This is a genomic window from Paenibacillus farraposensis (assembly GCF_020736845.1).
GTDB classification, from domain to species: domain Bacteria; phylum Bacillota; class Bacilli; order Paenibacillales; family Paenibacillaceae; genus Paenibacillus; species Paenibacillus farraposensis.
Map to the genome: position 1 here is coordinate 37061 of NZ_JAFFQR010000029.1, position 13028 is coordinate 50088.

Annotated in this window: 11 protein-coding genes and 1 riboswitch; of the genes, 6 read left to right on the top strand and 5 right to left on the bottom strand. The window is 49.4% G+C overall.

Annotation, left to right across the window (positions count from 1 at the left end; genetic code table 11):
• Window positions 1–130 precede the first annotated feature (130 nt).
• The 4 genes from JO375_RS05460 to nfsA all read left to right on the top strand — a co-directional run bounded on the left by JO375_RS05460 (window position 131) and on the right by nfsA (window position 4332).
• Window positions 131–481, top strand: a complete 351-nt coding sequence (locus tag JO375_RS05460; RefSeq protein ID WP_229523496.1) for a metal-sensitive transcriptional regulator — start codon at window positions 131–133, stop codon at window positions 479–481.
• A 57-nt stretch (window positions 482–538) separates the two neighbouring features.
• Window positions 539–739, top strand: a complete 201-nt coding sequence (locus JO375_RS05465; protein ID WP_229523497.1) for a copper ion binding protein — start codon at window positions 539–541, stop codon at window positions 737–739.
• 116 nt (window positions 740–855) lie between these two features.
• Window positions 856–3321: a heavy metal translocating P-type ATPase gene (locus JO375_RS05470; RefSeq protein ID WP_229523498.1), complete on the top strand. Its 2466-nt coding sequence runs from the start codon at window positions 856–858 to the stop codon at window positions 3319–3321.
• Window positions 3322–3588: 267 nt separating this feature from the next.
• The gene (gene nfsA / locus JO375_RS05475) at window positions 3589–4332 is read left to right on the top strand and encodes an oxygen-insensitive NADPH nitroreductase (protein WP_229523499.1); all 744 of its coding nucleotides are present in this window, start codon (window positions 3589–3591) and stop codon (window positions 4330–4332) included.
• Window positions 4333–4516: 184 nt separating this feature from the next.
• Here the strand turns inward: nfsA and JO375_RS05480 are convergent, their stop codons facing one another.
• The 5 genes from JO375_RS05480 to JO375_RS05500 form a co-directional block, all read right to left on the bottom strand.
• Window positions 4517–5338, bottom strand: coding sequence for a TatD family hydrolase (locus tag JO375_RS05480; protein ID WP_229523500.1), 822 nt, complete (start codon window positions 5336–5338; stop codon window positions 4517–4519).
• Entirely contained in the window at window positions 5331–6284 is a 954-nt protein-coding gene (locus tag JO375_RS05485) for an ABC transporter ATP-binding protein (protein ID WP_229523718.1), read from the bottom strand. Before JO375_RS05485 ends, JO375_RS05480 begins: the two co-directional genes overlap by 8 nt.
• A gap of 48 nt (window positions 6285–6332) precedes the next feature.
• Window positions 6333–7109, bottom strand: coding sequence for an ABC transporter permease (locus tag JO375_RS05490; protein WP_229523501.1), 777 nt, complete (start codon window positions 7107–7109; stop codon window positions 6333–6335).
• A complete protein-coding gene (locus tag JO375_RS05495; protein ID WP_229523502.1) occupies window positions 7106–7399 on the bottom strand; it encodes an MTH1187 family thiamine-binding protein in 294 nt (97 codons plus the stop codon). The genes JO375_RS05490 and JO375_RS05495 overlap by 4 nt, the downstream gene beginning before the upstream one ends.
• A 491-nt stretch (window positions 7400–7890) precedes the next feature.
• On the bottom strand, window positions 7891–8937 hold the full coding sequence (locus JO375_RS05500) for an ABC transporter substrate-binding protein (protein ID WP_229523503.1): 1047 nt from the start codon (window positions 8935–8937) through the stop codon (window positions 7891–7893).
• 191 nt (window positions 8938–9128) lie between these two features.
• Window positions 9129–9239, bottom strand: a riboswitch (TPP riboswitch).
• 241 nt (window positions 9240–9480) lie between these two features.
• Between JO375_RS05500 and JO375_RS05505 the strand changes: the two genes are divergently transcribed.
• Both JO375_RS05505 and JO375_RS05510 read left to right on the top strand, forming a co-directional pair.
• On the top strand, window positions 9481–11493 hold the full coding sequence (locus tag JO375_RS05505) for a bifunctional 2',3'-cyclic-nucleotide 2'-phosphodiesterase/3'-nucleotidase (RefSeq protein WP_229523504.1): 2013 nt from the start codon (window positions 9481–9483) through the stop codon (window positions 11491–11493).
• Between the two features lie 266 nt (window positions 11494–11759).
• Window positions 11760–12803: an EAL domain-containing protein gene (locus JO375_RS05510; RefSeq protein ID WP_229523505.1), complete on the top strand. Its 1044-nt coding sequence runs from the start codon at window positions 11760–11762 to the stop codon at window positions 12801–12803.
• The last annotated feature ends 225 nt before the right edge of the window (window positions 12804–13028 follow it).

A 13028-nucleotide genomic window follows, 5' to 3' on the forward strand; every position in this document is an offset into this window, starting at 1 on the left:
TAAGGCAAACAAGTGACATTTTCCAGGAAGGTTGACATACCCCATGGGGGTATATTATGATGAGGACATATTAACAAAGCACTATGGAAATGTACTACACAGGCATATACACAACACAGGAGGCTGATGTATGGCTGAGGAGCAACCTGTTTCCCACCATGAAGTTCACGAGAACCATTGCGGAACAGACGGAGAAAAGGCAATTAGAAAAAGTCATCATTCGGCAGAATTCAAGAACAGTCTTATATCCCGATTGAACCGTATTGAAGGTCAGGTTCGCGGAATTAAGGGCCTGATCGAGAAGGATACCTACTGTGATGATGTGCTGAATCAGATTGCGGCCGTCCAGTCCGCTCTGAATGGTGTCGGCAAGCTGCTGCTGGAAGGACATATGAAAAGCTGTGTCATCGAGCGTATGCAGGCAGGGGAGCCGGAAGTAATTGATGAGCTGCTGGTTACGGTCAAGAAGCTAATTCGTTAACAGCAATACCCATATACATCATCGGGTACAGGAAGTACCCCGAAGGAGGAAAAGGAAATGGCACAAGTGACATTGAACGTAGAAGGCATGAGCTGTAATCATTGCGTGAAAGCAGTAGAAGGAGCTTTGGAGAAAGTTGGCGCCACCGGCAAGGTTAGCCTCGAAACAAAGCAAGTGGCTATAGAGTATGACGAATCCAAGTTAAACGTGGAAGCCTTAAAAAACGCGATTGAAGACCAAGGCTATGATGTTGTGTAAGTGTAAGGCGCTTCAAGTGTAAAGTGATTTTGTTGTAAAGGAGAAGCTTCCATCATAGGAGCTTTTTCTTTTGGATGATAATATACCCCTATGGGGTATTCGGGAGGAAAGCAACCATGGAAAACCGTGTGAGCGATGGTGACAAGCAGGCTACGCTTCATATTACCGGGATGTCCTGTGCGGCCTGCGCAAGCCGTATTGAAAAAGGCCTAAATCGAATAGACGGTGTAACACAGGTTAATGTTAATTTGGCTTTGGAGCAGGCGTCGATATCGTATGATCCCAAGCAGGCGGATATCCCGGATTTTCGCGATAAGATTGCTTCGCTGGGTTTTGGAACGGTAAGCGAGGAAGCCAATCTGAATGTAACGGGGATGACATGTGCGGCTTGCGCGACCCGGATCGAGAAGGGACTGAACCGTATGCCGGGTGTGACAGGCGCTACGGTAAATCTGGCGATGGAAACGGCTCATGTCGAATATACGGCAGGGAGTATTACGGTCGATGAACTGGTAAGCAAGATAGAGCAGTTGGGCTACGGGGCGATTCCGCAGAGCGCAGAGGATCATATCGCGGATGTACGCAGCAAGGATATCCAGCGTAAAAAATGGAAGTGGATTGTGTCTGCGATGTTGTCGTTTCCGTTATTGTGGGCGATGGTGGCTCATTTCTCCTTTACTTCATGGATTTATGTGCCGGAGCTGTTTTTGAACCCATGGTTCCAGCTTGCGCTGACAACTCCGATCCAGTTCATTATTGGATGGCAGTTCTATGTGGGCGCGTACAAGGCGCTTCGCAATGGCAGCTCGAATATGGATGTGCTGGTTGCATTGGGGACGTCTGCGGCTTATTTTTACAGCTTGTACCTTACACTACGACCGTCTACCGTGATGGACAGCATGGGAGGTATGGCAGGGATGCCTGTCATGAAAATGCCTGAACTGTACTATGAGACAAGCGCGGTGCTGATTACGCTTATTCTCGTCGGCAAATGGTTCGAGGCAGTAGCCAAGGGACGTTCGTCCGAGGCAATCAAAAGTCTGATGAGTCTCCAGGCAACGACGGCACGTGTAGTGCGTGACGGACAAGAGATTGACGTACCGATTGAGCAGGTACGTGTGAAGGATATTTTTATTGTACGCCCCGGCGAGAAAATTCCCGTCGATGGTGTAGTTGTGGACGGGCGCTCGGCGGTTGATGAATCCATGCTAAGCGGTGAGAGTCTGCCCGTTGAAAAAGAGGCCGGTTCCCCGGTTACGGGAGCCACGCTCAATAAAAACGGGGTACTTCGTATCCAGGCCGAGCGTGTGGGTGGTGATACGGCGTTGGCCCGTATTATTAAAGTCGTGGAGGATGCACAAAACTCCAAAGCTCCTATTCAGCGGATCGCGGATCAGATTTCCGGTATTTTTGTTCCGATCGTGGTAGCTATCGCTGTATTGGCCTTTATTGTCTGGTTTTTCTTTGTGACACCGTCTGATTTTGCAGGTTCACTGGAAAAAATGATTGCGGTGCTTGTCATTGCATGCCCCTGTGCGCTTGGGTTGGCTACCCCAACGTCCATTATGGCAGGATCGGGACGTGCTGCTGAATACGGTATTCTGTTCAAGGGAGGCGAGCATCTGGAAATGACCCGTTCCATCAATGCGGTCGTACTGGATAAGACAGGGACGGTTACGAACGGCAAGCCGGTGCTGACGGATGTTATTATCGAAGAAAACAGCCTGACTGAAGGGGATTTGCTGCGATTACTGGGTGCAGCGGAAAAAAGCTCCGAGCATCCACTGGCGGAAGCGATTGTAAAGGGCATTGTGGATCGCGGCATTGAGCTGGCTGAGCCGACAGATTTTGAAAATGTTCCGGGTTTCGGTGTGAAGGCCCATGTAGAAGGCAAGCAGATATTTGCAGGTACACGCCGATTGATGAACAGGGAAGGCATCGCGATAGCTGATTCTGCCGAGCAGCATATGAATGAGCTGGAAAGCGCAGGGAAAACAGCCATGCTTGTTGCTGTAGATGGCCTCTATGCCGGACTGGTAGCTGTAGCGGATACGATCAAGGAAACGTCACGGGAGGCGGTTGCCCGCCTGCGTGCGATGAACATTGAGGTTATCATGATTACAGGTGACAATGAGCGGACCGCGCGGGCTGTTGCCGCCGAGGCTGGAATTGAGCGGGTGCTGGCGGAAGTATTGCCAGAGGGCAAGGCCGATAAAGTAAAACGGCTTCAGGAGCGGGGGCTGATCGTAGCGATGGTCGGGGATGGCATTAATGACGCGCCCGCGCTGGCTACCGCTGATATCGGAATGGCAATGGGCACGGGGACGGATGTGGCGATGGAGGCTGCCGATATTACCCTCATGCGCGGCAACCTGAACAGCATTCCCGACGCGATCGAAATGAGCCGCCGGACGATGACAAACATACGCCAGAATCTGTTTTGGGCGCTCGGTTACAACGTTATCGGCATTCCGATTGCTGCCCTGGGCTTCCTCGCCCCGTGGCTCGCGGGAGCGGCCATGGCATTCAGCTCTGTTTCGGTTGTGCTGAATGCGCTGCGTCTCCAGCGGGTAAAGCTGTAATGGCAGTGGCCAATGAGGCAGGATACGAGTGACAAGATTGGTGTTGAAGCAAGTACGACTGATTTGGATTTCAGGGTGCTTGCTTTTTTTGCTAATATTCGGTTCTTTTTGCCCGTGCTGTTGCCCGTATCGCGCCAGGTTGCTTATCAAGCGCGAAAGTTTCATAATATTTGTAGGAGTGCCATGCAAGCATACAAGAGCTTCTTCGAATACTCACAGCTTGACGCAGATAAAGAGCCTATATTATGGATTAGGAGTGAAGCAGTCATGAATGATACGATTTCCCTGTTGATGAATCATCGGTCTGTACGAAAATTCAAGTCTGGCGCCGTTACCGATGAGCAACTCGCAGCTATTGTGGCGGCTGGCCAAATGGCCTCCTCGTCCAGCAATGTGCAGGCTTATACCGTCATTGCCGTTACAGAGCCTGCTTTGAAAACCAAGCTGGCCGAGCTGGCGGGAGGTCAGGCTTATGTTGAGCAGTGCCCGGTGTTTCTGGTGTGGTGTGCAGATTTGTATCGCCTGAAGCAGGTTGCCGTTCACCATCAGCCGGGTCAGCCTTCCTATGAGGGTTCTGTCGAAAATTACACGGTTGCGACCATTGATACCGCGTTGGCTGCACAGAATGCAGCAGTAGCCGCTGAGTCACTTGGCTTGGGCATCGTCTACATCGGGGGCATCCGTACTAAAATAGCCGAGGTATCTGAGCTGCTGGGCCTGCCTGAACTGGTATATCCGGTGTTCGGTATGTGTATTGGCGTACCGGATCAGGACACAGGCTTACGTCCGCGCCTTCCGCAGTCCGGTGTTTTGCACATGAACGGCTACGATAAAAATCAGACGATGAAGGCTGTGGAGCTATATGATCACACATCGGCTGAATATTTGAAGGAACGTACGGGCGGTCAACGCTCTACTCCCTGGTCTGAGCAAATGGCGGCGAGACTGACAGAGCCTGCGCGTTTGCAGATGAAGACATTCTTGGAACAAAGAGGATTTTTAAAGCAATAAAATAGCGAAGTCATAAAATAAAGCAGAAGCCAATATGCGATTCATGAGGCTTTCTGTCCAGGTCTGAAAATACAAAGAACCTCCGGTTACGCAGTTATGATGCGTATTTGGAGGTTCTTTGCTTATGCAGTAAAAGCGAATATTTTTTCTCTCAGGGAATAGCTGATGGCTAAATGTGGCTGTATCACTTGGATAGCGAGTAGAAGCGTCTCGTATTTTCATAAAATTCGAGGCGGACGGCAGTCTCGTCTTGCTGGGTCAGCTTGCTGTACGCGCGAATAACATCAGCAGTCATCCGAGGATGCGTCTGTTGTCCGGTAAAAGCGTCCTCGAATGGCCAAGGGCCGTCTGTCTCTGCCATGATTTGATTGGACGGATACTGTCTCGCCAGCCTGCGAATTTCTTCTTCATAGAGAAGATCGGGTGTGAAGGAGACATAGTAGCCGTTTCGGGCCATACGTTCGGCCGTGGCAGCAGAGCCCTTGAACCAGTGAAAATGCGCCTGTGTAACACTATGGCGTTCCAGAAGGTCGCAAGCGATATCGGCATCCTCATAAACGGCGTGCAGCACAATGGGCTTGTCATGCTTCCGTGCAAACTGGATAAAACGCTCCAGCAGCGCTATGTAGGGAGCATGGTCAAAGGAAGCCCCGCTCCGTAAGGTCTCCAGCCGACTGTAGTAGGGCAGGCCGACTTCGCCAACGGCGACCATCTGTTCTATATGCTTGTCCATCCAGTCGAACAACAAATCCAGCTCAGCTTGGGCTGGAAGAGGTTGTTCAGGATGAAGGCCGAAGGCTGGGCGTACCAGTCCGGGCCAACGTTCAGCCAACCGCAGATTGGCTTGGCTGGAGGCAAGATGCATGGACACGGCTATGATGGCTTCGACGCCGCTATCGGCAAGAGAAGCGAGCAATGGCTCCTGCTGCTCAGGCGGATAGCTGTCAACATGAATGTGTGCGTCGATCAATGGTGCGGATGCCGTTGAGCCCAAAATGTCATTCATACTGATCCGCTCCGTTATTCGTGGGACTCTTGCGGGCACTCTCTGTATGCTCCTCCATGCCGCCATCCAGCCTGCATCTTTCCTGACGCATCCAGTCCGTCATGGTCCGCTTCCACTCGTTAAAACGCGGATCAAGGGTGATTTCCTCCCTGCGAGGGCGGGGGAAGGGAACATCTACGACATGCACCACTGAAGCAGGCCGTGCCGACAGCACGTAGATACGGTCGGAGAGCAGCAATGCCTCTTCAATGCTGTGCGTGATGAACAGTACAGAGCGGCGGTTCCTCTCCCATATCCGCAACAGCCATTGCTGCATCTCTGCACGTGTCAGCGCATCCAGGGCGCTGAACGGCTCATCCAGCAGCATCAGCTCCTGCGGGCTGAGCAGCGCCCGCAAAAAGGCTGCCCGCTGCTGCATACCGCCCGAGAGCGTATGCGGATACGCCTTGGCGAAGGGGCCCAGTCCAACCTGCTCCAGCCATTGCCGAGCTTCTTCGCGGCGTTCGCGTTCGCTGGCGTACTGGGAGTGCGCCGCTGTATGATTGCGCGGCGCGTTTTCCTGCCCGAGCAGCACGTTATCCAGCGTGGTACGCCACGGGAAAAGAGCGGGCTGCTGCGGCATATAGCTAATATGCCCGCGTTCGCCCGTCACGTCCTGGCCGTGCATACGGATGTGTCCCTGCTGCGGCTTGAGCAGTCCGCCGATGATGTGAAACAGCGTGCTTTTGCCGCTGCCGGACGGGCCGACGAGGGAGACGAATTCTCCTGGCTTAACGGTCAGGGATACATCCTGCAATACGGGCAGCAAGCTTCGTTTTTTACGGAAAGCGAGGTGGATACCATCTACTTCTAGCGCAGGGGGAGCAGATGAAAGTTTCTGCGGTTCCCCGGTTTGTTGTTCCTCAGCCGTGTTTTGCGGTGATAAGTCAGTCGGATACAGACTCATACGGACCACGTCCTTTCCTCCTTGATATGTTTAAATTCCATTAGAGCGCTATTCCCGATCCGGCTTCCAGCGGACCAGCCACTTTTCCAGCAGTACAATCATGACAAACATGAGTAAACTGAGTGCCACAATGATGCTGATGGCAGCAAAAATCAAATCCGTGCGATAAGCCGATTTTTGCAGCATCATATAATACCCGATGCCTTCGCTGGCACCGATCCATTCGGCAATGATGGCGCCCATCACGCTGTAGGTGGCAGCGATCTTGATGCCGGAGAATACCTGCGGCAAGGAGTGCGGTAGCTCCAGCTTCATAAAAATAGCCATGCGGCCCGCGCCCGACATGCGCATATAATCCATCATCATACGGTCCGTCCGTGTAAGTCCGTCCATGGTCGCTACGGCCACAGGAAAGAAGCACACTAGCGTAATGACCATCAGCTTGGGCAGCACGCCAAAACCAAACCACACCATCAGCAATGGGCCAAGGGCTATGATAGGAATGTTTTGACTGAGGATGAGCAGTGGATACAGGGCGGACTTGAGAAAAGGAATCGTATGAAGAATGATGGCAATCAACAGTCCCGTAGCTGTTCCAATAGCAAATCCTCCAAGCGTCAGGCGAATCGTTGCCCACGTATGCGTACTCAGCAGTGCCGATTGGGACAAGCTTTCCTGCACGATCAGAGAAGGAGCTGGCAGCAGCCAGGATTCAATATGCCAATAGGAAACAGCTCCCTGCCAGGCCGCCAAAAAGAAGAGGACCGCCACAAGGGGCGGCCATACGCTTTTCCACCAGGATGCATTGTTGTCTCCGGGGCTCATGGGCGATATTTTTCGGTCAGCTTGCTCATGCTGACGCCTTGTGGGTTATGGGCAATTTTGATCTGTGAAATGATGCTGGGACTGCCCGCTTCCGTCAATGCCTTGTGCATTTCTTTAACTACGTTCAGCAACTCGTCCAGTTCGCCCTCCATTGTCGTTTCCAATGGGTTGACCTGATGTTTGACACCGGAACGTTGAATGACCTCAATTGCCTTATCTACATAAGGATAAGAATCCTCGTTATTAGGAGTTTTAGGAATCACTTGAATACTGAGCAAAGTGTTAGCCATAAGAATTCACCTGTCCTTCATTTGGAGTGTTTTTATAGAAAATATGGCAGTTTGAGGTGGTTGAGACCGCTTCGCGTTTCATTTGATCTTACGATCGCTGTTGCCGTGGGATTTTTTGAATAAATTTTAAAAGGTAAGAATCCAACGGCAAAGGCGAACACTCCGTTTCTCCAGATTCAAATGAACCGCTACGCTGCCAACCGCCTTAAAAGCACTTTATTTTTAAAGCTCGTTTGTGTAGCATTTCTAACACACTTAACACACAGCACCTACTTAGCGCTTAGATAATATGAAACTAAAGAATAAACCAAGTGGAACGGGAACGAAGTGGGCGGGATGTGCTGTACAAGCGTTAGCGTTCGCTTTTGTCCCCGGATTTCAACCTCTAGATTTTGATAAAAGAAATCCGGGGGCGGTGGCGATGGTAAGTACCATCCGACCACGCAGTAGCGCTTCGTGTGTGCCTTTAGTTCGACTTTCTAGCAAAATGCTCAACGCTTGGGCAAGAAGTCATTGGTGAAGGCTTTATCAACCTCCAAAGGTTTGCTGAGCAGCTTGCGTTCGTACATCCAATCCGAATAGTTTTGCCATACTTCCGCTTTTTGCACGCCCCATTGGGCAGCATCGTCCTGATAGCGCGGACTTAGCCATTTTTGGCTGGCGAGTACCAGCTTTTTGTCCAGTTCCGGTACGGCCTTGCTCAAGATATCCGCAGCTTCTTCCGGGTGGGCAATCGTATATTCATAGCCTTGGGCGGTAGCGTTCATGAACGCTTTGACCAGCTCCGGATCATTTTTAATGGTCTGCTCGTTGCTCACAATTACAGGCGTATAGTAATCGAGGCTTTTGGAATAGTCCTTTACATACAGCATATCCAACGGCTCGCCTCGCAGCTTTGCCTCAATTCCGGTCCATGCGTAGAAAATCCAGGCAAAATCGATATCCCGCTTCACGGCTGTAAAATAGTCGGCATTGCCCATATTCAATATTTTGACTTTGCTTACATCGGCCTTGTCTGAATCCATAATCGATTTTATGACCGCTTCTTCTACGGGCGAACCCCAGCCACCGTATTTTTTTCCTTCAAAATCTTTGGGGCTCTTAATTCCGCGATCTACCGGAGCTGCGAAGCCTGAGGTATTATGCTGAATCACGGCAGCGATGGATACGAGTGGCACGCCTTGCGTACGGGCTTGGGTGACGCCCTCTTGATAGCTGATGCCAAAAGGCGCAGCATTCGAAGCCACCATTTGATCGGCTCCGCCTGATCCGGGCTGAACAATCTGGACATTCAAGCCGGCCTTTTCGTAAAATCCTTTATCCTTGGCGACATAGAGCCCCGTATGATTCGTATTTGGTGTCCAGTCGAGCACGACTTTAACATCCTTAAGCCCCTTTGACGGGGTGGATGCTTGCGTGCCAGCGGCAGGAGCCGACTTTTGAGATGCAGAGGGGGAGTTTCCGGCGCAGGCGGTCAGTGTCAGGGCCATGAGCCATAGACTGATCAGGCCCAGGCTTAACATTTTCATGCGTTTCATTGTTGTATCTCTCCTTTTATTACCCGTCATCCGTCAAATCAGACAGCTTATGTTCCCCATTTTCAAAAAACAACATCTGCCGAAAGCTATCTTTCCAACAACGCTTAATCTCAAAAAAAAAGCATCCCAGTGTTCCGGGACGCTTGCGCTTGTCTATACCAAAGTAAGGGATGGCCCTGTGTAAAAAAGGAACATCCTCGCTTAAGCATTCCTACGCTGGCATTACCCAGATCAGGTTGTAAGGGTTAGTGTCTTGGGGACACACTCTCAGCCGGCCGATTCCAGCACCCCTGGCATGGTATGGTTTAATGGGTTGGTTTATTCGGGTTTACTACGACGATTATATGCCTTGAAGGCGGGACTGTCCAGCATTGAGAGAGAAATGACAGTACCGAAAATTAATTATTTCTTTATAAATAACTTGAGCGAATAACTACTCTTTTATCTGGAATTGGATTAAAATAGGAATGGTGGGTTCGAATCTTACATATATGTGCAAAGATATGTATGTGAACCATACATCTTAATGAGGAGGGGTATATTTTGTTAGTTCGTAAAAATTGGTTTAAAGGATTTACAGCAGCGATAGCAGCTTGCAGTATGCTTGTATTTACAGCTGCACCGTCCTGGGCAGCCAGCGATTCTCGAGACAGTGCTACAGTGAATTTGCGAATCATGGAAACAACGGATATTCACACGACATTGATGAACTATGATTACTATGCAGATAAGGAAACCAACGAATATGGCTTGATTAACACAGCCGGATTGATTCAGCAGGCACGTAGTGAAGTTAGGAACAGCATGCTGTTCGATAACGGTGATTTGCTGCAAGGGAATCCATTGGGCGATTATATGGCCAGGAACAAAACCTTCAAGAAAGAAGGCGGTGTTCATCCGGTCTACAAGATGATGAACTTGATGGGCTATGATGCGGCTACGGTCGGAAACCACGAATTTAACTATGGGCTCGACTTTTTGGAGAAATCGCTCAAGGGAGCCAGCTTTCCTTACGTAAATGCGAACGTATACTATGACAACGGGGGACAAGGGAACAAAAATTATTTTACCCCTTATCGCATTCTGGATAAAACGGTGACGGATGCGAGGGGCGAGGAGCATACGCTCCGGGTGGGTGTAATCGGCTTGGTAACCCCGCAAATTATGCAGTGGGATGAAGCCAATTTGAAGAATCAGGTCGTAACAAAGGATATTGTGGAAACGGCGAAAAAGTTCATTCCGCAAATAAAAATGGAAGGTGCCGACATTATTGTCGTGCTTGCGCACACAGGCTATGAGGATGCACCCCAAACACCGATGATGGAGAATGCTGTTAAATATTTGAGCCAGGTGGACGGAATTAATGCTATTCTGTTTGGACATGCGCATAAATCTTTCCCGGGTCCTGATTTTAAAGGGATGAGCGGGGTAGACCTGGATAAAGGAACCATTAATGGTGTACCGGCTGTTGAAGCTTCCTCATGGGGCAAGGAACTGGGCATTATTGACCTGAGCCTCGAAAAGAAAAAAAGTGAATGGACTGTCACCAATTCCCAGTCTGAAGTACGTCCGGTTGTGAATGCCAAAAATCAGGCTGTGCAGATAACCCCTGAGTTTAAACTGATGGATGCAATCAAGGATGACCATAAAGGAACGCTGGATTATGTTCGTCAACCGGTCGGAACCACCACTGCACCGATTACCAGTTATTTTGCATTGGTGCAGGATGACCCATCCATTCAGATTGTGACAAATGCCCAAAAATGGTATGTTCAAAACCATCTGAAAGGGACCAAGTACGAAAATCTTCCGGTATTGTCAGCTGGCGCCCCATTCAAGGCAGGCGGTCGCAACGGTGCCGAGTATTACACCAACATTCCCGAAGGTACGATCGCGATTAAAAACGTGTCCGACCTCTATGTGTATCCGAACACGGTTCATGCCGTAGAACTGACGGGTGCTGAAATTCAGGAGTGGCTGGAATGGTCTGCGGGCCAGTTCAACCGCATTGATCCCAGCAAAACAGAAGAACAAGCGCTGATCAACAAGGATTTTCCAACCTACAATTTTGATGTCATTGACGGTGTGACTTACCAAATCGATGTAACTCAGCCAGCACGTTATGATGCGAAGGGAACCATGATTGATTCTTCGGCTCATCGTATCAAGGACTTGCAATACAATGGGAAGGCGATTGATCCTGCGAAGAAATTTATCGTAGCGACCAATAATTATCGTGCTTCCTCCTCCAAGCTTGCCAACCCGGATGGCAAACGCATTGTGATGGCTGCGCCGGATGAAAACCGTCAGGCCATTGTTGACTATATCCGGACGAACGGAACGATTAATCCATCAGCGGATGGCAATTGGTCTATTGCTCCTTTCGGCCAGGCCAGGGTGACCTTTGAGTCCTCTCCTGATGCCAAGGATGTGCTGGCTGGAAATCAGCAAATTGCTTACCTGGGCAGTGCCGCAGACGGCTTTGCCAAATACAGCTTAAAAGCTGGCGCAAAGCCTAACGCAGCCAAAACAACCAAACCCAAGGCTTCCAAATAAGTTCCACTTTCTGGTGCCAAAGTTGATCAATAGCTAAGCAGCCAGTCTCATCACCGAGAGACTGGCTGCTTTTTTTGATTTTTCAGGATGACAAAATCAATTGAAAATTGCTGCAAAAGATTTCGGTTTTTTTGTCGATTTTTGAACTTAAGTCCTAGTTTTAGATTGTAAATAAGCCTATATTTCGTGATTTTATAGTACTTTTGCTCTAGTTATTTGTGATATAATGGTGAAAAAATCGGGAAATTGTTCCGAGGAGGACCATTATGACATGCAGCAGTTGCAGCATCATATTACCAATCAAGGATCAAGGATTACTGAAGATCAGGAATTCCAAAGTAACGCTTGATTCGGTAATAGTTAGGTTGGGTATGCCATCGGGACAATGGCGTGAGGATGCCATCGTGTTTCGGTATAACAGCCGTTCAGAGTTAGAGCAATTGGTTCATGGGTTGGCTCGTTTGCCGCAGGAATGGTTAGACCATATGGAAGCTGCGGTCATTGGGTTGAATCATACAGAAGGAGAGGATTGGCTTCAATTTGGCCAACTGCAAGCCAGACTTCAGAATCCGGATCTGATGACTATTATTAAGGATGAAAGTTTTACCAGCCACATGCAGCCTATTGTTGACCACCAGCTGAACATTATCGGGTTTGAATTTTTGCTGCGTCCGTCGCATCCGGGGCGGCCCTTTCATCCTTTTCGGCTGTTTGAAGCAGCCCGAGAAGCTGGTTTGCATGCTCATCTGGATCGTCTGGCTCGTATTTCTGCTATTGAAAAAAGTGCAAGATGCCTTCCTGCGGGGATGAAACGCTTTATTAACTTTCTTCCTTCGACGATTTATAATTCGGCCTATTGTATAAATCATACTTTTGAGACGATTAGCCGGTTGTCCATGCATACGGAAGATTTTGTGTTTGAGGTCGTAGAGACGGAAGAAATTGATGACCTGAATGTTTTGCATCATATTTTTGAACAATACCGCGAACAGGGAATTTCAATGGCGCTGGACGATGTGGGGGCAGGCTATTCTACAACAGAGCTTATGAATTGCCTCCAGCCGGATTATGTCAAAATTGATCGCAGTTTAATTGATGGCTGTCATTGTAACAGTGATCAGCAGCGGCAAATTACGGGGATCGTGGAATCGGCTTCACATTTTGGCGGCCAGGTGCTGGCAGAAGGTGTGGAACAGCTGGAGGATTTTGAATTTTGTCGTGAAGCAGGTGTGTCCCTGGCACAGGGTTATTTGTTTGGCAAGCCGGAGCCCGTTCCGCCTCCCAATTTTATACTTAGCAGGGTCGTGTAGTTATGAGTACGTTTAAATCGTTGTAGTCTATAAAATGTGGAGCTTAAATGGGTCTGTCTCATAGGCAAAATTTTAACTGTATTGGACAGTGCTTATATCACCATTTATGTAAAAAACGCGAGTTGCAGAGGTTATTCCACCTCTGCAACTCGCGTTTTTTGGTTCATGCTTGCCTACCTGAGTAAGTTATGGGCAAGCGAAAGCGACCCTGCCTCCAATTTTTAC

Excerpts from the sequence above, each read along its gene's own strand:
- JO375_RS05460 (WP_229523496.1), top strand. The coding sequence starts at position 131 with ATGGCTGAGGAGCAACCTGTTTCCCACCATGAAGTTCACGAGAACCAT.
- JO375_RS05495 (WP_229523502.1), bottom strand. The coding sequence starts at position 7,399 with ATGGCTAACACTTTGCTCAGTATTCAAGTGATTCCTAAAACTCCTAAT.
- JO375_RS05485 (WP_229523718.1), bottom strand. The coding sequence starts at position 6,284 with ATGAGTCTGTATCCGACTGACTTATCACCGCAAAACACGGCTGAGGAA.
- JO375_RS05510 (WP_229523505.1), top strand. The coding sequence starts at position 11,760 with ATGACATGCAGCAGTTGCAGCATCATATTACCAATCAAGGATCAAGGA.
- JO375_RS05480 (WP_229523500.1), bottom strand. The coding sequence starts at position 5,338 with ATGAATGACATTTTGGGCTCAACGGCATCCGCACCATTGATCGACGCA.
- JO375_RS05490 (WP_229523501.1), bottom strand. The coding sequence starts at position 7,109 with ATGAGCCCCGGAGACAACAATGCATCCTGGTGGAAAAGCGTATGGCCG.
- JO375_RS05465 (WP_229523497.1), top strand. The coding sequence starts at position 539 with ATGGCACAAGTGACATTGAACGTAGAAGGCATGAGCTGTAATCATTGC.
- nfsA (WP_229523499.1), top strand. The coding sequence starts at position 3,589 with ATGAATGATACGATTTCCCTGTTGATGAATCATCGGTCTGTACGAAAA.
- JO375_RS05500 (WP_229523503.1), bottom strand. The coding sequence starts at position 8,937 with ATGAAACGCATGAAAATGTTAAGCCTGGGCCTGATCAGTCTATGGCTC.
- JO375_RS05470 (WP_229523498.1), top strand. The coding sequence starts at position 856 with ATGGAAAACCGTGTGAGCGATGGTGACAAGCAGGCTACGCTTCATATT.